The 25,156-nt window shown below is 71.6% G+C and carries 30 protein-coding genes; 9 read left to right on the forward strand and 21 right to left on the reverse strand.

Features of this window, described 5'->3' with window-relative positions; genetic code table 11:
• Window positions 1-48: 48 nt before the first annotated feature.
• From ACGFX9_RS01440 to ACGFX9_RS01465, 6 genes are read left to right on the forward strand one after another with little or no spacing between them, the layout of a single operon-like run.
• On the forward strand, window positions 49-1,329 hold the full coding sequence (locus ACGFX9_RS01440) for an ADP-ribosylglycohydrolase family protein (protein WP_393465514.1): 1,281 nt from the start codon (window positions 49-51) through the stop codon (window positions 1,327-1,329).
• A complete protein-coding gene (locus ACGFX9_RS01445; RefSeq protein ID WP_393463163.1) occupies window positions 1,217-2,467 on the forward strand; it encodes an ADP-ribosylglycohydrolase family protein in 1,251 nt (416 codons plus the stop codon). The genes ACGFX9_RS01440 and ACGFX9_RS01445 overlap by 113 nt, the downstream gene beginning before the upstream one ends.
• A complete protein-coding gene (locus tag ACGFX9_RS01450; RefSeq protein WP_393463164.1) occupies window positions 2,464-3,876 on the forward strand; it encodes an ADP-ribosylglycohydrolase family protein in 1,413 nt (470 codons plus the stop codon). Before ACGFX9_RS01445 ends, ACGFX9_RS01450 begins: the two co-directional genes overlap by 4 nt.
• Window positions 3,873-4,808, forward strand: a complete 936-nt coding sequence (gene rbsK, locus ACGFX9_RS01455; RefSeq protein ID WP_393463165.1) for a ribokinase — start codon at window positions 3,873-3,875, stop codon at window positions 4,806-4,808. Before ACGFX9_RS01450 ends, rbsK begins: the two co-directional genes overlap by 4 nt.
• Window positions 4,805-6,019 (forward strand): CaiB/BaiF CoA transferase family protein, encoded by a 1,215-nt coding sequence (locus ACGFX9_RS01460; RefSeq protein WP_393463166.1) that lies wholly within the window; start codon window positions 4,805-4,807, stop codon window positions 6,017-6,019. Before rbsK ends, ACGFX9_RS01460 begins: the two co-directional genes overlap by 4 nt.
• Entirely contained in the window at window positions 6,016-6,849 is an 834-nt protein-coding gene (locus tag ACGFX9_RS01465; protein ID WP_393463167.1) for an HpcH/HpaI aldolase/citrate lyase family protein, read from the forward strand. The genes ACGFX9_RS01460 and ACGFX9_RS01465 overlap by 4 nt, the downstream gene beginning before the upstream one ends.
• Window positions 6,850-6,929: 80 nt before the next feature.
• Here ACGFX9_RS01465 and lgt read toward each other — a convergent pair whose 3' ends face one another.
• From lgt to ACGFX9_RS01515, 10 genes are all read right to left on the reverse strand, one after another.
• Entirely contained in the window at window positions 6,930-7,874 is a 945-nt protein-coding gene (lgt, locus tag ACGFX9_RS01470) for a prolipoprotein diacylglyceryl transferase (RefSeq protein ID WP_393463168.1), read from the reverse strand.
• A gap of 100 nt (window positions 7,875-7,974) precedes the next feature.
• Window positions 7,975-8,751 carry a DsbA family protein gene (locus tag ACGFX9_RS01475; protein ID WP_393463169.1) on the reverse strand — a complete coding sequence of 259 codons (777 nt, stop codon included), beginning with the start codon at window positions 8,749-8,751 and terminating at the stop codon, window positions 7,975-7,977.
• 63 nt (window positions 8,752-8,814) lie between these two features.
• Complete coding sequence (trpA, locus tag ACGFX9_RS01480) at window positions 8,815-9,630, reverse strand: tryptophan synthase subunit alpha (protein ID WP_393463170.1); 816 nt, start codon at window positions 9,628-9,630, stop codon at window positions 8,815-8,817.
• Window positions 9,627-10,913, reverse strand: a complete 1,287-nt coding sequence (gene trpB, locus ACGFX9_RS01485) for a tryptophan synthase subunit beta (RefSeq protein WP_393463171.1) — start codon at window positions 10,911-10,913, stop codon at window positions 9,627-9,629. The genes trpA and trpB overlap by 4 nt, the downstream gene beginning before the upstream one ends.
• A 182-nt stretch (window positions 10,914-11,095) precedes the next feature.
• Window positions 11,096-11,260: a tryptophan biosynthesis modulator TrpM gene (trpM, locus tag ACGFX9_RS01490; protein WP_393463172.1), complete on the reverse strand. Its 165-nt coding sequence runs from the start codon at window positions 11,258-11,260 to the stop codon at window positions 11,096-11,098.
• A gap of 8 nt (window positions 11,261-11,268) precedes the next feature.
• Complete coding sequence (gene trpC, locus ACGFX9_RS01495; RefSeq protein WP_393463173.1) at window positions 11,269-12,078, reverse strand: indole-3-glycerol phosphate synthase TrpC; 810 nt, start codon at window positions 12,076-12,078, stop codon at window positions 11,269-11,271.
• 185 nt (window positions 12,079-12,263) lie between these two features.
• Entirely contained in the window at window positions 12,264-12,707 is a 444-nt protein-coding gene (locus tag ACGFX9_RS01500) for a DUF2752 domain-containing protein (protein ID WP_393463174.1), read from the reverse strand.
• Window positions 12,708-12,804: 97 nt separating this feature from the next.
• Window positions 12,805-13,041, reverse strand: coding sequence for an HGxxPAAW family protein (locus tag ACGFX9_RS01505; protein ID WP_393463175.1), 237 nt, complete (start codon window positions 13,039-13,041; stop codon window positions 12,805-12,807).
• An 89-nt stretch (window positions 13,042-13,130) separates the two neighbouring features.
• Complete coding sequence (locus tag ACGFX9_RS01510; protein WP_393463176.1) at window positions 13,131-13,826, reverse strand: TIGR02234 family membrane protein; 696 nt, start codon at window positions 13,824-13,826, stop codon at window positions 13,131-13,133.
• A complete protein-coding gene (locus tag ACGFX9_RS01515; protein WP_393463177.1) occupies window positions 13,810-15,312 on the reverse strand; it encodes an anthranilate synthase component I in 1,503 nt (500 codons plus the stop codon). The genes ACGFX9_RS01510 and ACGFX9_RS01515 overlap by 17 nt, the downstream gene beginning before the upstream one ends.
• Before the next feature lie 88 nt (window positions 15,313-15,400).
• On the opposite strand from ACGFX9_RS01515, the gene ACGFX9_RS01520 reads away from it, so the two are divergent.
• Entirely contained in the window at window positions 15,401-15,865 is a 465-nt protein-coding gene (locus ACGFX9_RS01520; protein WP_393463178.1) for a hypothetical protein, read from the forward strand.
• Here the strand turns inward: ACGFX9_RS01520 and hisI are convergent.
• Entirely contained in the window at window positions 15,846-16,226 is a 381-nt protein-coding gene (gene hisI / locus ACGFX9_RS01525) for a phosphoribosyl-AMP cyclohydrolase (RefSeq protein ID WP_393463180.1), read from the reverse strand. The genes ACGFX9_RS01520 and hisI overlap by 20 nt on opposite strands.
• Window positions 16,227-16,307: 81 nt before the next feature.
• Between hisI and ACGFX9_RS01530 the strand changes: the two genes are divergently transcribed.
• Window positions 16,308-16,943 carry a TIGR03085 family metal-binding protein gene (locus ACGFX9_RS01530; protein ID WP_393463182.1) on the forward strand — a complete coding sequence of 212 codons (636 nt, stop codon included), beginning with the start codon at window positions 16,308-16,310 and terminating at the stop codon, window positions 16,941-16,943.
• On the forward strand, window positions 16,943-17,350 hold the full coding sequence (locus ACGFX9_RS01535) for a VOC family protein (protein ID WP_393463184.1): 408 nt from the start codon (window positions 16,943-16,945) through the stop codon (window positions 17,348-17,350). Before ACGFX9_RS01530 ends, ACGFX9_RS01535 begins: the two co-directional genes overlap by 1 nt.
• Before the next feature lie 9 nt (window positions 17,351-17,359).
• On the opposite strand, the gene ACGFX9_RS01540 is transcribed toward ACGFX9_RS01535, so the two are convergent.
• The 10 genes from ACGFX9_RS01540 to hisD form a co-directional block, all read right to left on the reverse strand.
• Window positions 17,360-18,613, reverse strand: coding sequence for an MFS transporter (locus ACGFX9_RS01540; RefSeq protein ID WP_393463186.1), 1,254 nt, complete (start codon window positions 18,611-18,613; stop codon window positions 17,360-17,362).
• A 14-nt stretch (window positions 18,614-18,627) separates the two neighbouring features.
• A complete protein-coding gene (locus ACGFX9_RS01545; RefSeq protein WP_393463188.1) occupies window positions 18,628-19,233 on the reverse strand; it encodes a helix-turn-helix domain-containing protein in 606 nt (201 codons plus the stop codon).
• A gap of 127 nt (window positions 19,234-19,360) precedes the next feature.
• Window positions 19,361-20,116: an imidazole glycerol phosphate synthase subunit HisF gene (gene hisF / locus ACGFX9_RS01550; protein ID WP_393463190.1), complete on the reverse strand. Its 756-nt coding sequence runs from the start codon at window positions 20,114-20,116 to the stop codon at window positions 19,361-19,363.
• Window positions 20,113-20,523, reverse strand: coding sequence for a RidA family protein (locus ACGFX9_RS01555; RefSeq protein WP_393463192.1), 411 nt, complete (start codon window positions 20,521-20,523; stop codon window positions 20,113-20,115). The genes hisF and ACGFX9_RS01555 overlap by 4 nt, the downstream gene beginning before the upstream one ends.
• Window positions 20,520-21,248, reverse strand: coding sequence for a bifunctional 1-(5-phosphoribosyl)-5-((5-phosphoribosylamino)methylideneamino)imidazole-4-carboxamide isomerase/phosphoribosylanthranilate isomerase PriA (priA, locus tag ACGFX9_RS01560; RefSeq protein ID WP_393465517.1), 729 nt, complete (start codon window positions 21,246-21,248; stop codon window positions 20,520-20,522). Before priA ends, ACGFX9_RS01555 begins: the two co-directional genes overlap by 4 nt.
• Before the next feature lie 17 nt (window positions 21,249-21,265).
• On the reverse strand, window positions 21,266-21,910 hold the full coding sequence (gene hisH / locus ACGFX9_RS01565) for an imidazole glycerol phosphate synthase subunit HisH (RefSeq protein WP_393463193.1): 645 nt from the start codon (window positions 21,908-21,910) through the stop codon (window positions 21,266-21,268).
• A 15-nt stretch (window positions 21,911-21,925) separates the two neighbouring features.
• Complete coding sequence (locus ACGFX9_RS01570) at window positions 21,926-22,090, reverse strand: hypothetical protein (protein ID WP_361826800.1); 165 nt, start codon at window positions 22,088-22,090, stop codon at window positions 21,926-21,928.
• A gap of 4 nt (window positions 22,091-22,094) precedes the next feature.
• On the reverse strand, window positions 22,095-22,697 hold the full coding sequence (gene hisB, locus ACGFX9_RS01575; RefSeq protein WP_393463195.1) for an imidazoleglycerol-phosphate dehydratase HisB: 603 nt from the start codon (window positions 22,695-22,697) through the stop codon (window positions 22,095-22,097).
• Window positions 22,694-23,806: a histidinol-phosphate transaminase gene (locus ACGFX9_RS01580; RefSeq protein ID WP_393463196.1), complete on the reverse strand. Its 1,113-nt coding sequence runs from the start codon at window positions 23,804-23,806 to the stop codon at window positions 22,694-22,696. Before ACGFX9_RS01580 ends, hisB begins: the two co-directional genes overlap by 4 nt.
• Complete coding sequence (hisD, locus tag ACGFX9_RS01585) at window positions 23,803-25,125, reverse strand: histidinol dehydrogenase (protein WP_393463198.1); 1,323 nt, start codon at window positions 25,123-25,125, stop codon at window positions 23,803-23,805. Before hisD ends, ACGFX9_RS01580 begins: the two co-directional genes overlap by 4 nt.
• Window positions 25,126-25,156: the final 31 nt, after the last annotated feature.

The raw sequence follows: 25,156 nt of genomic DNA on the forward strand, positions 1-25,156 counted from the left end.
TGGCCGGGAGTCGCCACCCCCGCGAACAAGCCCGCCGCTTCGCGGCGGATGCCTCCCGCCCACCCGCCCGTTCACCCCGCGGCTGCCTCCGCCACGAAGATCGAGGGGCTCCTCCTCGGCCTCGCCGCGGGCGACGCCGCCGGTTGGCCCGCTGCCAGGCACCGCGCCGCCCGTATGCCCGAGTGGACCCGCAGGCTCACCCGGGAACTGGACACCTTCGCCGAACAGAACGCCACCACCACCCTCCCCGTCCCCATCGCCCTCAACCAGCCCCCGGAGCCCCTGCGCCTGGGCCCGTCCGACGACGCCGAATGGGCCGCCTTCACCGCGGAGTCCCTGCTCCGCGCCGCGGACGGCACCCTCAGCGCCACGCTGAGCCCGGACCGCCGGGTCCGCGCGGCCATCGACCTCGCCTGGTCCACCCTCGCCTGCGAGATCGCCGCGGCGGCGGCCCGCGCCCCCGAGGTCGAGTCCGCCGTGCTCCCCCTCCGTGCCCGCATCTCCGTACGCGCGGGACTCGGCAACCTCGCCACGGGCCTGCGCCCGCCCGCCACCGGCCACGACAACCCGCACTTCTTCGACGACGCGGCCTGCGTACGCGCCTGCGTCCTCGCCCTGGTGCACCCCGGCGACCCCCAACAGGCCGCCGATCTCGCCGAGTTCGACGCCCGCTACACCCAGGACGGCGACGGCGTGCACGGCGCTCGCGCCATGGCCGCGGCGATCGCCACCGCGCTCGGCGGCGCGGATGTCGACGCGACCGTGGACGCCGCTCTCGCCCAGCTCCCCGAGCACACCGAGATCGGCCGCAACGCCTGGCACGCCGTCAAACTCGCCCGCGCCCAGGCAGAGGACGGCGCCTTCGGTCTCGTCCCCCTCCTTGAGCACCAGATCGTCGACCACGTCTACAGCTATGGCATCGCCGCCGCCGAGACCGTCCCCGTCGCCCTCGCCCTGACCACCGCGGCCCGCGGCCACATCCGCGAGGCGGTGCCCTCCGCCGCCTGCCTCTCCCGCGTCGCCGACTCCGCGCCCGCCCTGGCAGGCGCGCTCACCGGAGCGCTCGGCACGGCCGCCGCCGTACCCGAAGCGTGGCGGGACGCCTGCCGCACTCTCTCCGGCTGCGCGCTCCCCCGCCTCGCGGGCACCGACCTGGTGGAACTCGCCGGGCACCTGGCAGCCACGGAACTGACCGCTCCGGGAGGACAATTCAGGCATGACGCCACAGATGCCGCAGACGCCTCCGCCCCTGACGTCCCCTCCCCCGACATCCCCGTCGCCGACACCCCCCTCTCCGACAGCTCCCTCCCTGGCGCTTCCGCCCCCTGACCTGCCGCTGGCCGAACGCGTCACCGCCTGCCTCGTCGGCGCGGCCGTCGGCGACGCCCTCGGGGGTCCGGTCGAGGGCTACTCCCCCGACCAGATCGTCGAACGGCACGGCGGACGCGTCCACGGCATCGTCGGCCCGTGGAACGGCGGCCACTGGCGCACCGCCCGCCCCATCGCGCCGTACCACAAGGGCGACGGAAACGTCACCGACGACACCCTGATGACGCACGCGCTCATCCGCGTCTACGCCGCGGTCCGCGACCACTTGGACGCCTACTCGGTCGCCGACCATCTGGTACCCGACCTGATGACGATCCCCCGCTGGATCCCGGAGCTCGAAGCGGAGGCCATCCCCCTCCACCGCGTCTTCCTCGCCGAGAAGTGGATCGTCGCCCGCATCCACTACGGCCACGTCGACCCGCGCGAGGCGGGCACCGGGAACATCGTCAACTGCGGTGCCGCGATGTACATGGCGCCGGTCGGCCTGGTCAACGCGGCGAACCCGGCAGCCGCGTACGCCGAGGCCCTCGACATTGCGGGCGCCCACCAGTCCTCGTACGGGCGTGAGGCGGCCGGAGTCTTCGCGGCCGCGGTGGCCGCGGCGTGCGCGCCCGGAGCGACGCCCACCTCGGTGATCGACACCGCCCTGTCCCTCGCGAAGGACGGCACGCGGGCCGCGATCGAGTCGGTGGCCGAAGCGGCGGCCCATCACCATGACTTCGAGTCGGCCCTTGAGCCCCTGCGCACCGCGGTCTCCCCCTTCGACACGGTCGGCCAGGACTACCGCGCCCCGTCCCTCGGCGCCCGCCGCCCCTCCCGCCTGCACGCCATCGAGGAACTCCCGATCGCCCTCGGCATGCTCCTGGTGGGCGAGGGCGACTACCGCCACACGGTCCTCGGCTCGGTCAACTACGGCCGTGACTGCGACTCCATCGCGACGATGAGCGGCGCGATCGCGGGCGCCCTTGGCTCCGGCGCCCCGCCCGAGTGGTCCAAGGCGGTGGCGGAGGCGAGCCGCCTCGACCTGCACGCCCCCGCGGCGACGCTGACGGAGGTCACCCAGGAAATCTTCACCCGAGACGTACGCCGCCGCCGCGCCCACGAGGCGGCGTACACGGCCCTGACGGCAACCCCGTGATCCGCCTGACCTGGGTCCAGCCGGAGGACTTGGTGGGCCACGAACTCCGCCAGGCGGAGGAGGAGGGCAAGGACGCAACCTCCGTACGCACCCGCTGGCTGACAGCGGGCGGCCACCTGGCCCCCACCAGAGCAGGCGCATCCCCGACACCGCCCTCCCCCCACCTACGGGCCTTCGCGGAAAAGCTACTAGCAGAGCTGTCCCAACTACCCGTGTTGTGGGCAGGCGTTCCGCAAGGCGGAACGGGTGGGCACAACACCACGAACCGGCCCGCACCGGAGAACAAGGCCCCGCGCCAAGCGGTTTCGGGAAGGGGCGGGGTTGGGGAAAGAAACGCCCTACGCCACCGCCTCCACACCGCCTGGCTAGGCAGAGCAGCAGGCTGCCTACTGGGCAAACCGGTAGAAAAGCTCCCCCTGACCGGCATCAGAAGCCTCGCCAAAGCAACAGGCAACTGGCCCCTCACCACCTGGTTCACCGCAAAGGGCCTCCCCCCGGAGCTAGCAGCGGCCCACCCCTGGAACAAGCGCTCCGCAAAAACCTCCCTCGCCGAAAACATCAACGGCATGCCCGAGGACGACGACCTCAACTACCCCCTCCTCAACCTCCGCCTACTCCAACGCCACGGCCGGGACTTCACCACCGCGGACGTGGCAAGGCTCTGGCTGGACGAGCTCCCCGCGGCCCGCACCTTCACCGCCGAACGCATCGCCTACCGCAACCTCCTCAACGGCATCGAGCCCCCGCACACCGCCACCCACCAGAACCCCTTCCGCGAATGGATCGGCGCCCTGATCCGCGCCGACGTACACGGCTGGACCAACCCGGGCGCCCCGGCGGCGGCAGCCGACAGCGCGTACCGCGACGCGTGTCTCACCCACACCGCCAACGGCGTGTACGGGGCGATGTTCGCGGCGGCCACCATCGCCGAGGCCGCGGCGGGCACCGGAGACGTCCACCACTGCCTCCGCACCGGCCTCACCGTCGTACCCGAAGATTCACGCCTGTCCCGCGCGGTCCACCACGGCATCCAACTGGCGCACAGCACAACGGACTTCGACCAAGTTGTGGACGACCTGCACGCCACCTACGGCCACCACCACTGGGTCCACGTCATCCCCAACGCCGCCCTCCTGGCCGCCGCCCTCACCCACGCCGACGGCGACTTCAGCGGCTCGATCACCCGCGCGGTCTCCGGCGGCTGGGACACCGACTCGAACGGCGCGACCGCGGGATCGATCGCGGGCCTGCTCGCCGGGCACCCGGACGCGCTCCCCGACCGCTGGACGTCCCCGCTCCACAACCGCCTCGCCAGCTCCGTCCCCGGTTTCGACGACGCCGGCTTCGACGCCCTCGCGGACCTCACCACCGAACTCGCCCAGGAGACCCAGGAGACCCCCCTCCCATGACCCACATCGCCGTGCTCGGCAGCACGAACATGGACCTCGTCGCGTACGTCGCCAAGGCCCCGCAGCGCGGAGAGACCGTCACCGGGCGCGAGTTCCGTACGCTCCCCGGCGGCAAGGGCGCCAACCAGGCCGTCGCCGCGGCCCGCGCGGGTGCCGACGCCGTGTCGATGATCGGCGCCGTCGGCACCGACGCCTTCGGCACACAGCTCCGCGCCGCCTTCGACCACTCCGGAGTCGACACCGACCTGCTGCGCACCGTCGAGACCGCCACCGGCACCGCGCACATCGTGGTCGACGACGAGGGCGGCAACGCCATAGTCGTCATCCCCGGCGCCAACGCCACCCTCACCGCCCTCACCCCCGGCGACGAGGGCCTGATCGCCTCCGCCGACGCCCTGCTGCTCCAGCTGGAGATCCCCGTCGAGGGGGTGCTCGCCGCCGCGCGGGCCGCCCGCCGCCACGCAGTGCGCACCGTCCTCACCCCGTCCCCCGCCCAGCCCCTGCCTCCCGAACTCCTGGACGCCATCGACCTGTTGGTGCCCAACGAGTACGAGGCGGCCACCCTCACCGGCCTCACCGACCCGCACGACGCGGCCAAGTCGCTCCTCTCCCAGGTCCCCGAGGTCGTCGTCACGCTCGGCTCGCGCGGCAGCCTGTACGCGGCCCGGGGCGCCGAGCCCGTCATGGTGGCGGCCCCCCGGGTCACCGCCGTGGACACGACCGGGGCGGGCGACACGCTGGTCGGCACCCTCGCCGTGGCCCTCGCGGAGGGCGTCGCCGTGCCGGAGGCGCTCGCCTGGGCGTCGTGCGCGGCGGCGCTCTCCGTCCAGCGCCCGGGAGCGTCGGCGTCCATGCCGTACCGCGCGGAGATCGACACGCAGGCGCACGGCGCTCAAGGCGACGGCGCCCCGCAGAAGGGCAAAGCGTCATGACGGCACCGACACATGAAAGAACGGCACCCGCGCCCCTCACCGGCCTCCGCGTCCTCGACCTGGCGACCCTCTTCGCGGGCCCGCTGGCCGCCACGATGCTCGGCGACTTCGGCGCGGAGGTCATCAAGGTCGAGCATCCGAGCAAGCCCGATCCGTCCCGGGGACACGGCCCGTCGAAGGACGGCGTCGGCCTCTGGTGGAAGCTCCTGGGCCGCAACAAGCGCACGATGACCCTCGATCTCTCCACACCCGGCGGTCGCGAGACGCTCCTGCGCCTGGCCGCCACCGCGGACGTGATCATCGAGAACTTCCGGCCCGGCACCCTGGAGAAGTGGGACCTGGGCTGGGAGGAACTGAACGCGGCCAACCCCCGCCTCGTCCTGACCCGCGTCACGGGCTTCGGCCAGTTCGGCCCCTACTCCCGCCGCCCCGGCTTCGGCACGCTCGCGGAGGCGATGAGCGGCTTCGCCGCGGTCACCGGGGAGCCGGGCGGGCCGCCGACCCTGCCGCCCTTCGGGCTCGCCGACTCGATCGCGGGTCTTGCGACGGCGTACGCGGTGATGACGGCGCTCGCGGCCCGGGACAGGACAGGCGCGGGGCAGGTGGTGGACATGGCGATCATCGAGCCGATCCTCACGGTCCTCGGCCCGCAGCCGCTCTGGTACGACCAGCTGGGCCACGTACAGCCCCGCACGGGCAACCGCTCCACCAACAACGCGCCCCGCAACACCTACCGTACGGCGGACGGCAGTTGGGTCGCCGTCTCCACATCGGCCCAGTCGATCGCCGAGCGCGTGATGCGCCTGGTGGGCCGCCCGGAGCTGATCGCCGAGCCCTGGTTCGCGACGGGCTCGGACCGGGCGGCCAACGCGGACGTACTCGACGAGGCGGTCGGCGGCTGGATCGCCCGGCACACCCGCACCGAGGTGATCGAGGCCTTCGAGAAGGCGGAGGCGGCGGTCGCCCCGATCCAGGACGTACGCGACGTCATGACGGACCCCCAGTACGCGGCCCTGGACACCGTCACCACGGTCGACGACCCGGAACTGGGCCCGCTGCGGATGCAGAACGTCCTGTTCCGCCTCTCCGAGACCCCGGGCTCGATCGGCTGGGCGGGCCGCCCGCACGGAGCGGACACGGAGGCGGTACTGACCGAACTGGGCCTGACGCAAGAAGAGATCCGGAATCTGCGCAAGAAGGGCGCACTATGAGAACCACACCCCTGACCTGGCTGTACGCTCCCGGAGACCGGCCCTCCGTAGTGGCGAAGGCGCTGCTCGCGGGTGCCGACGTCGTCATCATCGACCTGGAGGACGCGGTCGGCCCCGACCGCAAGGAGTATGCGCGCGAGGCGACGGCCGAACTCCTTGCCCAGCCGCAGCTCACCCCGGTCCACGTCCGCGTGAACGCCCTCGACGGCCCCCTCGCCGAGGCCGACCTCCGCGCGATCGCCCATCTCCCCGGCGTCAGCGGCCTGCGCCTGCCCAAGGTGACAGGGCCCGCCGACATCGTCCGCGTCGCGGAGCGATCCGCCCCTGCGGACGGCGGCGCCCTCGCCCTGCACGCCCTCATCGAGTCGGCCGTCGGCCTGGAACGCGCCTTCTCGATCGCCACCGCGCACCCGTCCCTGCGCGGTCTCTCCCTCGGCGAGACGGACCTCAAGGCGGACCTGGGAGCGAGTGACGACGCCGGTCTCGACTGGCCCCGCGCCCGTGTCGTGGTCGCCGCCAGGGCGGCGGGTCTGGCCCCGCCCGCCCAGTCGGTGTACCCCGACATCCGTGACCTGGCGGGCCTGGCCGCCTCCTGCGCGCACGGCCGTTCCCTGGGCTTCCTCGGCCGTGCGGCGATCCACCCCCGCCAGCTCCCGGTCATCGAACAGGCCTATCTGCCGACCCCGAAGGAGATCGAGCAGGCCGAGCAGATCATCAAGGCGTCCTCGTCGGAGTCGGGCGCGCTTGCCCTGCCGGACGGGACCTTCGTGGACAAGGCGGTGGTGGAGGGGGCGCAGCGGGTCCTGGCGCTGGCACACCGCGACGAGTGAGCGCATGCGACAGGGCCGCCGGATCGAAGTCCGGCGGCCCTGTCGTGGCGTACGAAGTGGCGTACGAAGAGGAAGGAGCCTCAGCCCTTCTTGGCGGATTCGGCCCCGGATTCGGATTCGGCTTCGGCTTCGGCTTCGGCCGCAGCCCCGTCCTTGTCCTCGTCCTTGTCCTTGTCCTTGTTTTTGTCCTTGTCGCCGTCCTCGCCATCCGGTGCGGGCTCGACGATCTCCTCGCGCCCGGGGCGCTTCTTCGCCGAGAGGACGAAGTAGACGACCGCGAGGATGAACACCGCGATGGCAGTCCAGACGTTGAGGCGCAGGCCCAGCACATGGTGGGCGTCGTCGACGCGCAAGTACTCGATCCAGCCGCGTCCGGCGCAGTACGACGCGACGTACAGCGCGAAGGCCCGGCCGTGGCCCAGCTTGAAGCGGCGGTCGGCCCAGATGACCAGGAAGCCGACGCCGATGCACCAGAGGGACTCGTACAGGAACGTCGGGTGGTAGGTGCCGGGCACGCGCCCGTCCTCCGCCGACGTGATCTTCAGCGCCCAGGGAAGATCCGTGGCCTTGCCGTACAGCTCCTGGTTGAACCAGTTGCCCCAGCGGCCGATCGCCTGGGCGAAGGCGATACCGGGGGCCAGCGCGTCGGCCCAGGCCGGCAGCGGAATGCCGCGGCGGCGACAGCCGATCCAGGCACCGACCGCGCCGAACGCGATCGCGCCCCAGATTCCGAGGCCGCCTTCCCAGATCTTGAAGGCGTCCACCCAGTCACGGCCCTCGCTGAAGTACAGCTGGTAGTCCGTGATCACGTGGTAGAGCCGTCCGCCGACGAGGCCGAACGGCACGGCCCAGACGGAGATGTCGGCCACGGTGCCTGGTCGGCCTCCGCGAGCGATCCACCGCTTGTTGCCGAGCCAGACGGCGACGAAGACGCCGATGATGATGCAGAACGCGTAGCCGCGGAGCGGGATGGGTCCGAGTTCGACCACACCGCGTGACGGGCTGGGAATGAAGGCAAGGTCCATGGCAGGTCCGACGCTACCGTGCCGGGCGGTGCCCGAGGCAACCAGCCCGGCTACGTCTCCATAACAGGCGCCCCATGGTGGGGAGCCGCGCCGGCCCACGCTAGCCCTTGTTCGCTTCCTCGACCTTCGCCTTGAGCTTCGCCGGGGTCAGCGGGTTCTTCTGGTCGCCGAAGATGTTCTTCCCGTCGAGGAGCACGCTCGGCGTGCCCTGGAGGCCCGCGTCCTGGAAGGCCTTGTTCGACTTGGTGGCCCAGCTGTCGTGCTTGCCGTCGTTCACGCACTTCTTGAAGGTGGCTGTGTCGAGGCCGTCCACCTGACCCGCGAGCTCGATCAGCTTGCCGTTCTTGGCGAAGGCGTCGTCCGTCTCGGCGGGCTGGTTCTTGTACAGCACGTCGTGGTACGAGGTGAACTTCCCGGCGTCCTGGGCGCAGGCCGCCGCGTTGGCGGCGCGCAGGGAGCCGCTGCCGCCCATGTTCCCGTCGATGATGGTGGCCAGGTGATACTCGACCTTGAGCTGGCCCTTGTCGGTGAGTTCATGGATCGTCGCGCGGTACGTGTCCTCGAACTGCTTGCAGGCGGGGCAGCGGAAGTCCTCCCAGACGGTGAGGGTGGACTTGGCGCCGGCCTTGCCGACGGGGATCGCGAGCCGGTCCTTGCCGGTCGCCCCCTCGGGGGCGGACAAGGGGCCCGAAGTGTCCTTGTCGTCGCCCGAGTTGGCGGCGACCAGGCCCGCCACGGCGGCCAGGGCGAGCACGCCCACGACAGCCGCGCTCACGATCAACACCCTGCGCTGCTTGTCCCGCGACTTCTGCCGCTCTCGCTCTTCCGCCAGCCGGTCGCGGGCCGCGCGCTTTCCCTCACGGTTCTTCTCGCTCACACCCCGGCCAACGAACCGGGGAGGCACGAGCAGCCTCCCCGGTCCCAGGTCCACCCATACGAGTTACACGTTGCCGCGGACTCCCTGGGCGAGCTCACCCGCGAGCGCGCGGACGGCGGCGAGGCCCGCGGTCTCGTCCTCGGCGTCCAGCATCCGCTGGACGAAGGCGGAACCGACGATCACGCCGTCGGCGAAGCCCGCGACTTCGGCGGCCTGGCGGGCGTTGGAGACGCCGAGGCCCACACAGACCGGCAGGTCGGTGGTGGCCTTGGTGCGCCGTACCAGCTCCTGCGCCTGCTCACCGACGGACGCGCGGGTACCCGTGACGCCCATCAGCGACGCCGCGTACACGAAGCCGGAGCCGGCCGCCGTGATGGTGGCGAGGCGCTCGTCCTTGCTGCTCGGCGCGACGACGAAGACCGTCGCGAGGCCGTGCTTCTCGGCGTGCTCCCTCCACAGGCCCGACTCCTGGACGGGCAGGTCGGGCAGGATGCAGCCCGCGCCGCCCGCCTCGGCGAGTTCGGCGGTGAAGCGCTCGACTCCGTAGCGGTCGATCGGGTTCCAGTACGTCATGACGAGCACCGGCTTCCCCGTCGCCTCGTATGCCTCGCGCACCGTGCGCATCACGTCGGCGATCTTCAGGCCCGCCTTGAGCGCGATGTCGTCCGCGGTCTGGATGACGGGACCGTCGAGGACGGGGTCGCTGTGCGGGAGGCCGACCTCCACGACGTCGGCGCCGCCGTCGAAGACGGCCTTGATGGCCGCGATGCCGCCGTCCACGGTCGGGAACCCGGCCGGGAGGTAGGCGATGAGGGCGGAGCGCCCCTCGGACTTCGCGGCTGCGAGGGTGTCGCCCAACAGCTGGATGTTGCCGCTCACTTGGCGTCTCCCTCGATCTCCGCGCCGCTGCCGGCCGCGTCCGCCTCTACGGCGGCGTCCGTGTCGTACAGGCCGAAGTAGCGCGCGGCCGTGTCCATGTCCTTGTCGCCACGGCCGGACAGGTTGATGATCATCAGCCCGTCCTTGCCGAGCTCCTTGCCGAGGTCGAGCGCCCCGGCGAGCGCGTGCGCGCTCTCGATGGCCGGGATGATGCCCTCGGTGCGCGACAGGAGGCGCAGGGCCTGCATGGCCGCGTCGTCGGTGACCGCGCGGTACTCGCCGCGCCCGCTGTCCTTGAGGAAGGCGTGCTCGGGGCCGATGCCGGGATAGTCGAGTCCGGCGGAGATCGAGTAGGGCTCGGTGATCTGGCCCTCCTCGTCCTGGAGGACGTACGAGCGTGAGCCGTGCAGGATGCCGGGCTCGCCGGCGGTCAGCGTGGCCGCGTGCTCGCCGGTCTCGATGCCGTGGCCCGCGGGCTCGCACCCGACGAGGCGGACACCGGCGTCCGGGATGAAGGCGTGGAAGAGCCCGATGGCGTTGGAGCCGCCGCCCACACAGGCGACGGCGGCGTCGGGCAGCCGCCCGGCCCGCTCCAGGATCTGGCGGCGTGCCTCCACGCCGATGACGCGGTGGAAGTCGCGGACCATGGCGGGGAAGGGATGCGGTCCCGCGACGGTCCCGAAGAGGTAGTGCGTGCGGTCCACGTTGGCGACCCAGTCGCGGAACGCCTCGTTGATGGCGTCCTTCAGGGTCCTGCTGCCGGACTTCACGGCGATGACCTCGGCGCCGAGCATGCGCATGCGGGCCACGTTCAGGGCCTGGCGCTCGGTGTCGATCTCGCCCATGTAGATGGTGCAGTCGAGGCCGAAGAGCGCGCAGGCGGTGGCGGTGGCGACGCCGTGCTGTCCGGCGCCGGTCTCCGCGATGACGCGGGTCTTGCCCATGCGCTTGGTGAGCAGGGCCTGGCCGAGCACGTTGTTGATCTTGTGCGAGCCGGTGTGGTTCAGGTCCTCGCGCTTGAGGAAGACCCGTGCGCCACCGGCATGTTCGGCGAACCGGGGCACCTCGGTGAGGCTGCTGGGGCGGCCGGTGTAGTTCACGAGGAGGTCGTCGAGCTCGGCGGCGAAGGCTGGGTCGTTCTTGGCCTTCTCGTACTCGACGGCGACTTCGTCCACGGCGGCGACGAGGGCCTCCGGGATGAACTTGCCGCCGAACGCGCCGAAGTAGCCCTCGGCGGTGGGGACTTGACCCTCGGGGTCGGGGATGAAGAACTGGCTGGGCATGGCGGATACCTCCCTGGGGCGTTGCGGAGCCCCGGGTCTGGGATGGACGTCTGGCATGGGTACGCCCTGGCGCCGTTGCTGGTCAGGTTTCTATCGCGGCTGCGGCCCGTCCTGGGCTGGTCGCGCCCACGCGGCGGAGCCGCAAATAGACACAGTCCCGCGCCCCTAAAAGAAGGGGCGCTTCAGCTCGCGGCGGCGGTCAAGGCGCCGCCCTGCCATCGCATCCCAGGGATCTGGCCCGGTTCTGCCCCGATGTGGTACCGCACCCGCCTGCCCCGCACGCGTCGCGCGGGCGCCCGGCAGCCGCGGGGGCGGCAGCCGGGTGCGAGGCGGGCGGCGAGGGACATGGGTGAGGTCAGCTCCGTCCGTGCCGCAGCGCGGGGTGCGCGCCGGCGGCCACCAGGTCGGAGACCGCGGACTTCGGGTCGCGGCCGGTGACGAGGGACTCTCCGACAAGCACCGCGTCGGCGCCCGCGTTGGCGAAGGCGATGAGGTCGTGCGGGCCTCGCACACCGGACTCGGCGATCTTGACGATGCTGTCCGGCAGCTCGGGCGCGACGCGCTCGAAGGTGGAGCGGTCGACCTTCAGGGTCTTGAGGTCGCGGTTGTTGACACCGACGACCCGCGCGCCCGCGTCCACGGCCCGCTCGGCCTCGTCCTCGTCGTGCACCTCGACGATCGGCGTGAGGCCGATCGAATGGGCACGCTCGATGAGCGACTCCAGGGCGGGCTGCTCCAGGGCGGCCACGATCAGCAGGGCGAGGTCGGCGCCGTAGGCGCGGGCCTCCCACAGCTGGTACGAGGTGACGATGAAGTCCTTGCGGAGCACCGGGATGTCGACCTTGGCCCGGACGGCCTCCAGGTCGGCGAGCGAACCGCCGAAGCGGCGCTCCTCGGTGAGCACGGAGATGACGGCGGCGCCACCGGCTTCGTAGTCGGCGGCGAGCCCCGCCGGGTCGGCGATCGCGGCGAGAGCGCCCTTGGACGGGCTGGAGCGCTTGACCTCGCAGATGACCTTCACGCCGTCGCCACGCAGCGCGGCGACCCCGTCCTTGGCCGCAGGAGCCTTCGCCGCGCGCTCCTTGAGCTCGTCGAGGCTGACGCGCGCCTGCCGTTCCGCGAGGTCGGCACGGACTCCGTCGATGATCTCGTCGAGCACACTCACGCGAGCGGCCCCCTTCCCTGACGGTGAAGCTGCTGTTGCACCTCAAGCTGTTCGGCTGCCTGTTCAGGCATTCCGATGGTCACTTGCGATGGTATCCGCAGGAGGGCGAAGGGCTCGCATCCGGTTGACGCCAGTCCCACGTCCTGGACACCCGATACCGCCTCTGCCTGCGCTTTCTCGAAATATCAGGGGTGCAGCCATGCCCCGAACGGCAGATTGCGTACGAGGGTGAACACCGCGATCAGCACCCCGATCCCGTACAGCTGCGCGGTCCCCAAGTCGATCCGCAGCCGCTGCCCGCGCGCCGCCCGCACCGCCCAGAGGGTCCACACGACCACGAAGAGGCCGTACCCGGCGACGGCGAGCGCGTTGGCGCCCAGTGCCGTCGCGAAGTCACCGTGGATGAACGCGTGGGCGCTGCGCAGTCCGCCGCAGCCGGGGCAGAACACGCCGGTGAGCCGCAGCAGCGGGCACGCGGGGTAGTGGCCCGGTTCGTTCGGGTCGACCGTCCCCACGTAGGCGAAGGCGGCGGCGACCGAGGCGAGCACGCCGACGGGCACGGCGAGCCGTCGCAGGGCGGGGCCGACGGGTGGTGCCGCGCTCTCGGGTTCAGCGTTCACCCGATGCATTGTGCCCCTCGGCGGCGGCCTGCGCCCGGCAGGGAAACACGAAAGAAGGCGGCCCCGGCCACCGCCGGTACCGCCTTCCACGTACGTCTGCGGGAACTCAGCCCTCGGAGTGCGCGAGCTGCCCCTTCGACTGCGCCGTGCGCTTCTCCTGGCCGAGGCCCGCGGCGCGCATGGCCATGCCCACGACGCCACCGATGGCGATGATGACCATTCCGGCCCAGAAGCCCATCGGGTTGGCCATCACCATGAAGGCACCCGATACGCAGAAACCGACGAAGGCGATGATGACACCGGTCCAGGCGGCCGGGGTGTGTCCGTGGCTGTTGCCCGCCATGACTTGCTCCTCGTTGCTGTATGCATGGTGGTGAGTCGAACACTCACCGGTCCATTGTCCCGTACGCGCGCCCGTGGGTGAGCGCGGGGTCATGCCTCGCGGGTCGGGTCCTCGCCGCGGTCGAGGGCCTTCCACAGGTCCTCGGGCCGGTCCGGGTCCACCGTGGGCGGCGCCTTGCGGGGGCGCGGCGCGCCGTCGCGTTCGTAGCGGCCCGACATGGCGGGCCAGGACTTGCCGTACGTCAGCGCCAGCAGCCCGGCGATCAGGATCAGCGCGCCGGCGGCGGCCGCCGCGTACGGCCAGCCGGTGTGGCTGAGATCACCGATCGTGGCGGCGGTGTCGCCGGAGGCCTCGGCGGCCTTCTCGTCGAGCGCGCCGCTGTCGTCGGCGGCGAGCAGGGCGGCGGCCACGGTGCCCGCGCCGCTCAGCGCGAGCAGCAGCGAGACGAGCATGCGCCCTGCCCTGCGGACCGCGAAGACGGCGACGAGCGAGGCGAGGCCCACTATCGCCAGGGCCGCGGGCACGCCCGTGACGTCGCTGCCCGTGGCGCTCAGCGGCAGTTCGCCGCCCGCCACGGTGGCGGTGCCGTTGGCCCACGTCTGGCGGGACGCGAGCAGCGCGAGGGCCGCGCCGACGGCACCGAGCAGCAGGGCCACGGCGATGCTGCGCCGGCCGCTGCGCTGGGCCCGGGTCTCGGGCTCGGCGTCGGGCTCGACGGCGTCGGCAGCCTGGGTGCGGGGCGGTGGTACGGCTGAAGTCACCCCTCCACTATCCCTCACGTCCATCGGTGCGCCGCAGCCGGTTCGCCGTGTGGATGGCCCGCAGGACGGCCGCCGCCTTGTTGCGGCACTCGGTGTCCTCGGCCACGGGGTCGGAGTCGGCGACCACCCCGGCGCCCGCCTGGACGTACGCCGTGCCCTCGCGCAGGAGCGCGGTGCGGATGGCGATGGCGGTGTCGGAGTCGCCCGCGAAGTCGAGGTAGCCGACGCAGCCGCCGTACAGGCCGCGCCGGGAGGGCTCCAGTTCGTCGATGATCTGCATCGCGCGGGGCTTGGGGGCGCCGGAGAGGGTGCCCGCGGGGAAGCAGGCGGTGAGGACGTCGAAGGCGGTGCGGCCTTCGGCGACCTGTCCGGTGACCGTCGAGACGATGTGCATGACGTGCGAGTACCGCTCGATGGACATGAAGTCGACGACCTCGACCGAGCCGGGTTCGCAGACGCGCCCCAGGTCGTTGCGGCCCAGGTCGACCAGCATCAGGTGCTCGGCCCGCTCCTTGGGGTCGGCGAGCAGCTCGTCGGCGAGGGCCTGGTCCTCCCGCGGGGTGGCGCCGCGCGGCCGGGTGCCCGCGATGGGGTGCACCATGGCGCGCCCGTCCTCGACCTTGACGAGGGCTTCCGGCGAGGACCCGACCACGTCGAACCCGTCGAAGCGGAAGAGGTACATGTACGGCGACGGGTTGGTGGCCCGCAGCACGCGGTAGACGTCAAGGGCGCTCGCGTCACAAGGGGTTTCGAAGCGCTGCGAGGGGACGACCTGGAAGGCCTCGCCCGCGCGGATGCGCTCCTTGATGTCCTCGACGGCCTCCTGGTACTGCTCGCCGCCCCACAGCGCGGTGTACTCCGGAAGCTCTGAGGGCGGGAGCGCGGCCGGGGGCTGGGAGAGCGCCCGCGACAGGTCGGCCTCCATGGCGTCGAGCCGGGCGACGGCGTCGGCGTACGCCTCGTCGACGCCCGTCTCCAGGTCGTTGTGGTTGATCGCGTTGGCGATCAGGAGCACGGAGCCGTCCCAGTGGTCCAGGACGGCGAGGTCGCTGGTGAGGAGCATCGTCAGCTCGGGCAGCTGGAGATCGTCCCGCTCCCCCGGGCCGATCTTCTCCAGGCGCCGCACGATGTCGTACCCGAGATAGCCGACCATGCCTCCGGTGAAGGGCGGCATCCCGGACGCCAGGTCGTGCGGGGTGTGCAGGGCCTCGACGGTGGCGCGCAGGGCGTCCAGCGGGTCGCCCGTCGTGGGGACGCCGACGGGCGGGGTGCCCAGCCAGTGGGCTTCGCCGTCGCGGGTGGTGAGGGTGGCGGCGCTGCGGACGCCGACGAAGGAGTAGCGGGACCAGGAGCGGCCGTTCTCCGCGGACTCCAGGAGGAACGTGCCGGGGCGCTCGGCGGCGAGCTTGCGGTAGAGCCCGACGGGAGTGTCACCGTCCGCGAGGAGTCTGCGGCTGACGGGGATCACTCGGCGGTCGGTCGCGAGCTTGCGGAAGGTCTCGACATCCATGGGGAGGAGCTTACGGCCGTGCGGGTGGGAGGCTGTGTTGCTGGTCGGTTCGTGGAACGCGAGCCACTAGAAGTGGACGGTGACGACTATGAAGCGCCGTACGGTGCCTGCCCTCGCCCTCCTCCTCGCCTCGACCGCGTTCGCGGCCGCCGCCCCCGAACCCGTGGTCTGGCCCGCCCCCAAGGACGTACCCGAGAGGGTCAAGGCGGCCGGTCTTGAGATGCTCGACTCCGAGGCGATGGACATGCACATCCACACCACCCTGAAGGTGTACTCGGACGGGCGTCCCGTCACGGTCCCCGCGGACATCGGCATCGACCGCTCGGGCCCGAAGCCGCGCTACAGCCCGCTGCACACGCACGACACGACCGGCACGCTGCACGTGGAGTCGGAGAAGTGGCGGGACTTCACGCTGGGTCAGTTCATGACGGAGTGGGGCGTCAGCGGCGTACGGGAGAAGTGCCGCGGCGATGTCGCCGGGCGCCGCTGGGCGGGCGACCCGTCCCGCATCGTGCTGCGGGACGGCGAGACGATCACGCTCCGGTGCCGGTGAAGGTGACCGTGAGGGAGTCGGCGTCGAAGCACGTGCGGGTGCCGGTGTGACAGGCGGCGCCGACCTGGTCGACCTGGACCAGGACGGTGTCCGCGTCGCAGTCGAGGGCCACGGACTTCACGTACTGGAAGTGCCCGGAGGTGTCGCCCTTGACCCAGTACTCCTGGCGGCTGCGCGACCAGTAGGTACAGCGTCCCGTGGTGAGCGTGCGGTGCAGCGCCTCGTCGTCCATCCAGCCCAGCATCAGCACCTCGCCGGTGTCGTACTGCTGGGCGATGGCGGGGACGAGTCCGTCCGCGCCGCGCTTGAGGCGGGCGGCGATCTCGGGGTCGAGGCTGCTGGGCGGGGGCGTGGCGGTCATTGGGCCATTGTGCCGCGCTCTTGGGGGCCGCAGGCCCGCGTCTACTGGGCGGACGGGGTATGCGGTCGTAGGGTGGATGGCATGTCGACCCATGCCAAGCGTGAACGACTTCTCCTCGCCGACCTGTTGGAGGCCGAGGGCCCTGACGCCCCGACCCTCTGTGATGGCTGGAACACCCGTGATCTCGCGGCCCATGTGGTGGTCCGCGAGCGCCGCGCGGACGCCGCGGGCGGGCTTCTCATCAAGCAGCTCGCCTCGCGCCTCGAACGGGTGCAGGCCGAGTTCGCCGCGAAGCCGTACGAGGAACTGATCCAGCTGATCAGGACAGGACCGCCCCGCTTCTCGCCCTTCTCCCTCAAGCAGATCGACGAGGCGTCCAACGCCGTCGAGTTCTACGTCCACACCGAGGACGTGCGCCGCGCCCGGCCCGACTGGACGCCGCGCGAGCTCGACCCGGTCTTCTCCGACACCCTGTGGTCCCGCCTTGAACGGATGGCCCGCCTCATGGGCCGCAAGGCGCCGGTGGGCATGGTCCTGCGGCGCCCGGACGGCCAGACGGCGGTGGCGCACCGGGGCACGCCCGTGGTGACGGTGACCGGCGAGCCGTCCGAGCTGCTCATGTTCGTCCACGGACGGCAGGACGCGGCGAACGTCGAACTGGACGGCGACAAGGACGCGATCGCCAAGCTGCACGAGACGAAGCAGCTGGGCATCTGATGATCCGGGTCGCGATGACCGGCGTCTATGTCGACGACGTGGCGAGAGCGCACGCCTTCTACACGGACGTACTGGGCTTCGAGACCCGGCATCACGTCGTACCGGGGGGCGGAGAGCCCTTCGTCACGGTGGGCACGGCGGGCGGTGGGCGCAACGACGCCGAGCTGCTCCTGGAGCCGGGCGACGGACCCATCGCGGAGCCCTATCGCAAGGCTCAGTACGAGGCGGGGATCCCCTGCATCGTCTTCGGGGTCGACGATGTACGGGCCGAGCATGAACGGCTCGTCGGCCTGGGGGTGCGGTTCGCGCAGGGGCCTGAGGAGCAGGGGCCGGTGATCACGGCGGTGCTTGATGACTCCGTCGGGAATCTGGTGCAGTTGATGCAGGGGCTGCCGTCCGGCGACTAGCCGCCTCCCTCAGCGAGGCAGCTCGGCGTGGCGCAGGGCGCCGGAGCAGAGGCCGAGCACCCCGCCCGCTGCGCTCACCGCCGCGCTTGCCGCGAAGACCGGCTCGATGCCCCAGGCGCCGATGGCCGCGCCGGCCACGGGGTAGGTCATGGGGGCGATGCCCACCGTGAAGAGCGTCGCCACGGAGGTGACGCGGCCCAGGTAGGCGGGCTCGGTGACGGTCTGGACGAGGGCGGCGATCAGCGCGCCGCCGAGGCCGGTGCAGAGGCCGACGCAGAGCCCGGCCACCGCCGCCATGGCGACGGAAGGGGCGAAGCCGATCGCGGCGAGCGCGACGGAGCCCACGACCACTCCCCAGGCCTGTACGGCTCCGGCCCGCCCTATGCGCCCCCGCACGGCGAGCAGCAGCGCCGCGGCGCCCGCGCCGACACCGAAGCCGCCCACGGTCCACGCCATGCCGGGCGCGCCCCATCCCCGCTCCTCGGCGAGCAGGACGACGCCGATGTTGGCGGGCCCGGCGAAGCCCAGCTCCATCACGGCGGCGACGAGGAGCAGCGGGGCGAGCACCTGGTGCCTTCGGATGTACCGCAGGCCGCCCACGAGCTGGCTCCGGACGCCGTCGGCCGCGCCCGCCCGCTCGTCCGGGGGCAACTCGTGGACGCGGACCGCCATCAGCAGCACCAGCGACACCGCGAACAGCGCCCCCGCCACGCCGAACCCGGCAGCGGGCCCGCCCAACGCCACCGCGAAACCGCCCAGCGGCGCGGCGGCCACCGTGGCGACGCGCTGCGCGAAGCCCCGCATGCCCTGCACCCGGCCGAGCTGGCCCGGAGCGGTGATGCGGGGCGGCAGGGCACCGACGCTCGGCAGGAACAGCGCGTCGACGGCGCCGAAAACCAGGGCGACCAGGACCAGGAGCCAGATCCCGGGAGCGGTCACCAGGAGCAGCGCGGTCACGGCGAGGATCACCGCGCAGCGCACCGCGTCGCTCCCGATGACCACCCTGCGCGGTCCGAACCGGTCGGCGATCACGCCGCCGCCGAGCATGAGCGCGGCCCGCGGGACGGAGCCGACGGCGAGGACGAGTCCTGCCTGGGCAGGGCTGCCGCCGCGGGTGGCGGCCCAGGAGAGCGCCACGAAGTAGACGCTGTCGCCGACCATCGAGGCCGTGTAGGCGCTGAGCCAGCGCAGGACGTTGCCGTCGCGGTGAGCGGGCTTCTCGGAGACGGGAGCGGGAGCCGTGCGTATGCCGGTGGTGGTCACAAGGGTCAGCCCTCTCAGAGCCGGAACGGGAAGCTGGCCAGATGCAGCGCGACGTTCTCGCGCCCCTCGGTGTCGCCCGCCGCCTCGGCGGCCTTGCCCTGCTCCTCGTACGTCTTGATCAGGGCGTGGATCTCGGCGTTGAGGCGGGTGAGTTCGGCGGAGTTCAGACGGGCGAGGAAGTCCGACTGGTCGGCTGCCAAGCGCCACTGCTCGCCCCAGGCGGCCTGCTGGTCGAGGTAGGTCTCGTACTGCTCGTGGCGCCGCGCGATAAGCGTCCGGATGACCGACGTGTGCACGGCGGCGCCCTCCGGGGTGTCCTTGAAGTCCTCGTGGCGGAAGCTCAGGTTGTCCTGCGCGGCCCGCCACCACCGCTCCCGCGCGTCCCCGCTCTGCGCCTCGGCCTCCTCGATGAGGCCGTGCTCGGCGAGCTTGCGCAGGTGGTAGCTGACCAGGGAGACCGCCTCGTCGACCTGGGCGGCGACCTGTGAGGCGGTCGACGGACCCGAGACGCGCAGGGTGCCGTAGATCTTCAGCCGCAGCGGGTGTCCGAAGGCCTTCAGCGTGCCGACGTCGGTGATCCGGCGGTTCTCGCGGGGCGGAGGCTCCTGCTTGTCGTTCATGCTTCGACCGTAGATACAAAAGGAAACTTGCGCAATATAAATTGCGCAACTTTCCCTTCCCAACTGGGCAACGCGAAGCCCTGGCCACCCAGTGACCAGGGCTTACGCGAAAAGCGGGAAGAGCAGCTCAGCGAACCGGGTGGCCCGCCTCCCGCAGCGTGTCCTTGACCTCGCCGATCCGCAGATCCCCGAAGTGGAAGACCGACGCGGCGAGCACCGCGTCCGCGCCCGCCGCGATCGCGGGCGGGAAGTGGTCCAGGCGGCCCGCGCCGCCGGACGCGATGACCGGGACGGTGACGTGACGGCGTACCGCCGCGATCATCTCGATGTCGTAGCCGTCCTTGGTGCCGTCCGCGTCCATCGAGTTGAGGAGGATCTCCCCCGCGCCGAGCTCGGCGGCCTGATGCGCCCACTCGACGGCGTCGATCCCGGCGGACTTTCGGCCGCCGTGGGTCGTCACCTCGAAGCTTCCGGAGGGGGTCCGCCTCGCGTCCACAGAGAGCACGAGCACCTGACGGCCGAACCGCTCCGCGATCTCGCGGATCAGTTCGGGGCGCGCGATGGCGGCCGTGTTCACGCCCACCTTGTCCGCGCCGGCCCGAAGGAGTTTGTCGACGTCCTCCGCCGTGCGGACGCCGCCGCCCACCGTGAGCGGGATGAAGACCTGCTCCGCCGTGCGGCGGACCACGTCGTACGTCGTCTCGCGGTTGCCGGAGGACGCCGTGATGTCCAGGAAGGTGAGCTCGTCGGCGCCCTCGGCGTCGTACACCTTGGCCATCTCGACGGGGTCGCCCGCGTCCCGCAGGTTCTGGAAGTTGACGCCCTTGACGACGCGGCCGTTGTCCACGTCCAGGCAGGGGATGACTCGTACGGAGAGCGTCATTCCACGCCTCCCCGTGCCCCGGGGCCGTACGCCTCGACCTCGACCTCGACGACCAGACTCGGGTCGATGAAGCCGGAGACGATGAGCATCGACGCGGCGGGGCGGACGTCGTCGAAGAGCTCCTTGTGGGCCCTGCCGACCTCCTCCACGTCGCGCGCGTGGGTCAGATACATGCGGGTGCGTACGACGTGCTCGCGGCCGAGGCCCAGCTTCTTCAGCGCCTCGATGGCGACGTGGAAGGCGTTGGCTGCCTGCTCGTAGGGGGTTCCCGCGTCTATGACGCCGTCCACCACCGACGTGCAACCCGACACCAGGACAAGGCCGTTGGGCAGCTCGACGGCGCGGGAGTAGCCGATGGCCTCTTCCCACGGTCCGCCCGAGCTCACCCTGCGGACGAGGTCACTCATGACGTCGCCACCGCGGCGAGGGCCTCTTCGAGCGTGAAGGCCTTCGCGTACAGCGCCTTGCCGACGATCGAGCCCTCGACGCCTTGCGGGACGAGCTCGGCGATCGCGCGCAGGTCGTCGAGGGACGAGACGCCGCCCGACGCGACGACCGGGCGGTCCGTGACCGCGCAGACGTTGCGCAGGAGCTCCAGGTTCGGGCCCTGGAGCGTGCCGTCCTTGGCGATGTCGGTGACGACATAGCGGGCGCAGCCCTCGGAGTCGAGGCGCGCAAGGGTTTCGTAGAGGTCGCCGCCGTCGCGGGTCCAGCCTCGGCCGCGCAGCGTCGTGCCGCGCACGTCGAGGCCGACCGCGATCTTGTCGCCGTGCTCGGCGATGACCTTGGCGACCCACTCCGGGGTCTCCAGGGCGGCGGTGCCGAGGTTCACGCGGGTGCAGCCGGTGGCGAGGGCCGCGGCGAGCGTGTCGTCGTCGCGGATGCCGCCGGACAGCTCGACCTTGATGTCCATGGCGCCCGCGACCTCGGCGATGAGCGCGCGGTTGTCGCCGGTGCCGAATGCGGCGTCCAGGTCGACGAGGTGCAGCCACTCGGCGCCCGACCGCTGCCAGGAGAGGGCGGCCTCCAGCGGGGAGCCGTAGGAGGTCTCCGATCCGGACTCGCCATGGACGAGGCGTACGGCCTGGCCGTCGCGGACGTCGACGGCGGGGAGGAGTTCGAGCTTGCTCACAGAAATCCCTGACATCCCTAGAGGGTTCCGATCCAGTTGGTGAGGAGCTGGGCGCCGGCGTCGCCGGACTTCTCGGGGTGGAACTGCGTGGCCCACAGGGCGCCGTTCTCGACGGCGGCCACGAAGGGCTCGCCGTGCGTGGTCCAGGCGACCTTCGGGGCGCGGAAGGCGGGGTTGCCGGCCTCGAAGTCCCAGTGGTGCACGGCGTACGAGTGCACGAAGTAGTAGCGGGCTTCGGCGTCGAGGCCCGCGAACAGCTGGGAGCCCTCGGGCGCCTCGACCGTGTTCCAGCCCATGTGCGGGACGATGTCGGCCTTCAGCGGCTCGACGGTGCCGGGCCACTCGTCGAGGCCCTCGGCCTCCACGTCGTGCTCGATGCCGCGTGCGAAGAGGATCTGCATGCCGACGCAGATGCCCATCACGGGACGGCCGCCCGCGAGCCTGCGGCCCACGATCCAGTCGCCGCGCGCCTCCTTGAGCCCCTGCATACAGGCGGCGAAGGCGCCGACGCCGGGGACGAGGAGGCCGTCGGCGTTCATGGCCGTGTCGTAGTCACGGGTGATCTCGACGTCGGCGCCGGCCCGCGCGAGGGCGCGCTCGGCGGAACGGACGTTCCCGAAGCCGTAGTCGAAGACGACGACCTTCTTCTGGGGAGTGCTCATGTCGCGTACGTCCCCTCAGTTCCAGTAGTCGAGCCGCATGATCCCCGCGACGAGGCACATGGCCGCGCCGATGGAGAGCAGCGTGATCAGGCCCTTGGGCATCCCCTGCTTGACGAAGGAGATGATGCCGCCGATCAGGAAGAGGCCGACGACGATGAGGATGGTGTTGAGACCGGTCATGGCTTTACAGCGCGCCCTTCGTGGAGGGGAGGATCCCGGCGGCGCGCGGGTCGCGCTCGGATGCGTAGCGCAGGGCGCGGGCCAGGGCCTTGAACTGGCACTCCACGATGTGGTGGGCGTTGCGGCCGTAGGGAACGTGCACGTGCAGGGCGATCTGGGCCTGCGCGACGAAGGACTCCAGGATGTGCCGGGTCATCGTCGTGTCGTACGTGCCGATCATCGGCGCCATGGTCTCGGGCTCGGTGTGCACGAGGTAGGGGCGGCCGCTCAGGTCGACGGTCACCTGGGCGAGCGACTCGTCGAGCGGGACCGTGCAGTTGCCGAAGCGGTAGATGCCCACCTTGTCGCCGAGCGCCTGCTTGAAGGCGGCGCCCAGGGCGAGGGCGGTGTCCTCGATGGTGTGGTGGGTGTCGATGTGCAGGTCGCCCTCGGTCTTGACCGTGAGGTCGAAGAGGCCGTGGCGGCCGAGCTGGTCGAGCATGTGGTCGTAGAAGCCGACACCCGTCGAGACGTCGACCTTGCCGGTGCCGTCGAGGTCGATCTCGACGAGGACCGACGTCTCCTTGGTGGTGCGCTCTGTTCTTCCGACGCGGCCATCGCGAGTCATGCCAGCTGCTCCTTCTTCAGTTCGCGTACCGCATCGAGGAACGCGTCGTTCTCTTCCGGGGTTCCCGCGCTGACGCGCAGTCGGCCCGGTACTCCGTTGTCCCTGACCAGGACGCCTCGGTCGAGGATCCGCCGCCAGACCGCGTGGGCGTCTTCGAATCGCCCGAACTGGACGAAGTTGGCGTCCGAGTCGGTCACTTCGTAGCCGATCGCCCGCAGCTCGCTCACCAGACGGTCGCGCTCCCGCTTGAGCTGCTCGACGTACTTCAGGAGCGTGTCGGTGTGCTCAAGGGCGGCGAGCGCGGTCGCCTGGGTGACGGCCGACAGGTGGTAGGGCAGGCGTACGAGCTGTACGGCGTCGACCACCGCCGGATCCGCCGCGAGATAGCCGAGCCGGAGCCCGGCCGCGCCGAAGGCCTTCGACATGGTGCGGGAGATGACGAGGTTCGGGCGTCCCGCGAGCAGCGGGAGCAGCGAGTCGCCGTGGCTGAACTCCACGTACGCCTCGTCGACCACGACCATCGAGGGATTGGCGGCCTGGGCGGCTTCGTAGAGCGCGAGGACCGTGTCGGCCGGGACGGCGTTGCCCGTGGGGTTGTTGGGCGTGGTGATGAAGACGACGTCGGGTTCGTGCTCGGCGATGGTCTTCACCGCCACGTCGACGTCGATCGTGAAGTCCTCGCCGCGGGGGCCCGAGATCCAGCCGGTGCCGGTGCCGCGTGCGATGAGTCCGTGCATCGAGTACGAGGGCTCGAAGCCGATGGCGGTGCGTCCGGGGCCGCCGAAGGTCTGCAGGAGCTGCTGGATGACTTCGTTCGAGCCGTTGGCCGCCCAGACGTTCGCGAGAGTGACCTCGTGGCCGCCGGTGCGGGTGAGGTAGCGCGCCAGCTCGGTGCGCAGCTCGACCGCGTCCCGGTCCGGGTAGCGGTTGAGGTCGCGGGCCGCCTCGCGCACGCGCTCGGCGATGCGCTCGACGAGCGCTTCGGGGAGCGGGTAGGGGTTCTCGTTCGTGTTCAGGCGTACGGGTACGTCCAACTGGGGCGCGCCATAGGGGGTCTTGCCGCGCAGTTCGTCGCGTACGGGGAGATCGTCGATGCGTACGGTGCTCACTGGCCCGGCACCTTCCATCCGAACCGCGCCTTGACGGCCGCACCGTGCGCCGGCAGGTCCTCGGCCTCGGCGAGCGTCACCACGTGGTGCGCGACGTCGGCGAGCGCGTCGCGCGTGTAGTCGACGATGTGGATGCCGCGCAGGAACGACTGGACCGAGAGGCCCGAGGAGTGGCAGGCGCAGCCGCCGGTCGGAAGCACGTGGTTGGAGCCCGCGCAGTAGTCACCGAGCGAGACGGGGGCCCAGGGGCCCACGAAGATCGCGCCCGCGTTCTTGACGCGCTCCGCGACGGCGGCGGCGTCCGCGGTCTGGATCTCCAGGTGCTCGGCGCCGTACGCGTCGACGACACGCAGCCCCTCGTCCAGGCCGTCGACCAGGACGATCGCGGACTGGCGGCCGCTCAGGGCCGGGACGATCCGGTCCTCGACGTGCTTGGTCGCCGCGACCTGCGGTTCCAGCTCCTTGGCGACGGCGTCGGCCAGGGCCACGGAGTCGGTGACGAGGACGGCGGCGGCGAGCGGGTCGTGCTCGGCCTGGCTGATCAGGTCGGACGCGACGTGCACCGCGTCGGCGGTGTCGTCCGCGAGGACCGCGATCTCGGTCGGGCCTGCCTCGGTGTCGATGCCGATGCGTCCGGTGAAGTAGCGCTTGGCGGCGGCGACCCAGATGTTGCCGGGCCCTGTGACCATGTTGGCGGGGGCGCAGGTCTCGGTGCCGTACGCGAACATCGCGACGGCCTGGGCGCCGCCCACCGCGTACACCTCGTCGATGCCGAGGAGGGCGCAGGCGGCGAGGATCGTGGGGTGCGGCAGTCCGTCGAAGTCGCTCTGCGGCGGGGACGCGAGCGCCATCGACTCGACGCCCGCCTCCTGCGCCGGGACCGCGTTCATGATCACGGAGGACGGGTAGACGGAGCGGCCGCCGGGTGCGTAAAGGCCGACGCGCTCGACCGGTACCCACTTCTCGGTGACGGTGCCGCCGGGCACGACCTGGGTGGTGTGCGGGGCGCGGCGCTGCTCGCGGTGGACGACGCGGGCGCGCCGGATGGACTCCTCGAGCGCCTCGCGTACGAGCGGGTCGAGGCCGGTCAGGGCGTCGGCGATGGCGGCTGCGGGCACGCGGACCTGCGTAAGGCCTACGCCGTCGAACTTCTCCGCGTACTCGATCAGCGCCGCGTCGCCACGATGATGCACGTCCTCGCAGATGGGCCGCACCTTCTCCAGGGCGGCCGCGACGTCGAAGTCGGCACGGGGCAGCAGGGCGCGCAGGGCGGGGCCCTCGGGGAGGGCGTCGCCGCGCAGATCGATTCGGGAGATCACAGGGCCAATTCTCTCAGACCCGCATTCACGG

It is taken from the genome of Streptomyces sp. NPDC048436 (assembly GCF_043200355.1).
Lineage (GTDB): Bacteria > Actinomycetota > Actinomycetes > Streptomycetales > Streptomycetaceae > Streptomyces.

Bases quoted from the DNA above. Each gene is read 5' to 3' on its own strand.
- ACGFX9_RS01440 (WP_393465514.1), top strand. From the start codon at position 49: ATGCCTCCCGCCCACCCGCCCGTTCACCCCGCGGCTGCCTCCGCCACG.
- ACGFX9_RS01445 (WP_393463163.1), top strand. From the start codon at position 1,217: ATGACGCCACAGATGCCGCAGACGCCTCCGCCCCTGACGTCCCCTCCC.
- rbsK (WP_393463165.1), top strand. From the start codon at position 3,873: ATGACCCACATCGCCGTGCTCGGCAGCACGAACATGGACCTCGTCGCG.
- ACGFX9_RS01460 (WP_393463166.1), top strand. From the start codon at position 4,805: ATGACGGCACCGACACATGAAAGAACGGCACCCGCGCCCCTCACCGGC.
- ACGFX9_RS01465 (WP_393463167.1), top strand. From the start codon at position 6,016: ATGAGAACCACACCCCTGACCTGGCTGTACGCTCCCGGAGACCGGCCC.
- lgt (WP_393463168.1), bottom strand. From the start codon at position 7,874: ATGGACCTTGCCTTCATTCCCAGCCCGTCACGCGGTGTGGTCGAACTC.
- trpB (WP_393463171.1), bottom strand. From the start codon at position 10,913: ATGCCCAGCCAGTTCTTCATCCCCGACCCCGAGGGTCAAGTCCCCACC.
- trpM (WP_393463172.1), bottom strand. From the start codon at position 11,260: ATGTCCCTCGCCGCCCGCCTCGCACCCGGCTGCCGCCCCCGCGGCTGC.
- ACGFX9_RS01500 (WP_393463174.1), bottom strand. From the start codon at position 12,707: ATGCATCGGGTGAACGCTGAACCCGAGAGCGCGGCACCACCCGTCGGC.
- ACGFX9_RS01505 (WP_393463175.1), bottom strand. From the start codon at position 13,041: ATGGCGGGCAACAGCCACGGACACACCCCGGCCGCCTGGACCGGTGTC.
- ACGFX9_RS01510 (WP_393463176.1), bottom strand. From the start codon at position 13,826: ATGGACGTGAGGGATAGTGGAGGGGTGACTTCAGCCGTACCACCGCCC.
- ACGFX9_RS01515 (WP_393463177.1), bottom strand. From the start codon at position 15,312: ATGGATGTCGAGACCTTCCGCAAGCTCGCGACCGACCGCCGAGTGATC.
- ACGFX9_RS01520 (WP_393463178.1), top strand. From the start codon at position 15,401: ATGAAGCGCCGTACGGTGCCTGCCCTCGCCCTCCTCCTCGCCTCGACC.
- hisI (WP_393463180.1), bottom strand. From the start codon at position 16,226: ATGACCGCCACGCCCCCGCCCAGCAGCCTCGACCCCGAGATCGCCGCC.
- ACGFX9_RS01530 (WP_393463182.1), top strand. From the start codon at position 16,308: ATGTCGACCCATGCCAAGCGTGAACGACTTCTCCTCGCCGACCTGTTG.
- ACGFX9_RS01535 (WP_393463184.1), top strand. From the start codon at position 16,943: ATGATCCGGGTCGCGATGACCGGCGTCTATGTCGACGACGTGGCGAGA.
- ACGFX9_RS01545 (WP_393463188.1), bottom strand. From the start codon at position 19,233: ATGAACGACAAGCAGGAGCCTCCGCCCCGCGAGAACCGCCGGATCACC.
- hisF (WP_393463190.1), bottom strand. From the start codon at position 20,116: ATGACGCTCTCCGTACGAGTCATCCCCTGCCTGGACGTGGACAACGGC.
- ACGFX9_RS01555 (WP_393463192.1), bottom strand. From the start codon at position 20,523: ATGAGTGACCTCGTCCGCAGGGTGAGCTCGGGCGGACCGTGGGAAGAG.
- hisH (WP_393463193.1), bottom strand. From the start codon at position 21,910: ATGAGCACTCCCCAGAAGAAGGTCGTCGTCTTCGACTACGGCTTCGGG.
- ACGFX9_RS01570 (WP_361826800.1), bottom strand. From the start codon at position 22,090: ATGACCGGTCTCAACACCATCCTCATCGTCGTCGGCCTCTTCCTGATC.
- hisB (WP_393463195.1), bottom strand. From the start codon at position 22,697: ATGACTCGCGATGGCCGCGTCGGAAGAACAGAGCGCACCACCAAGGAG.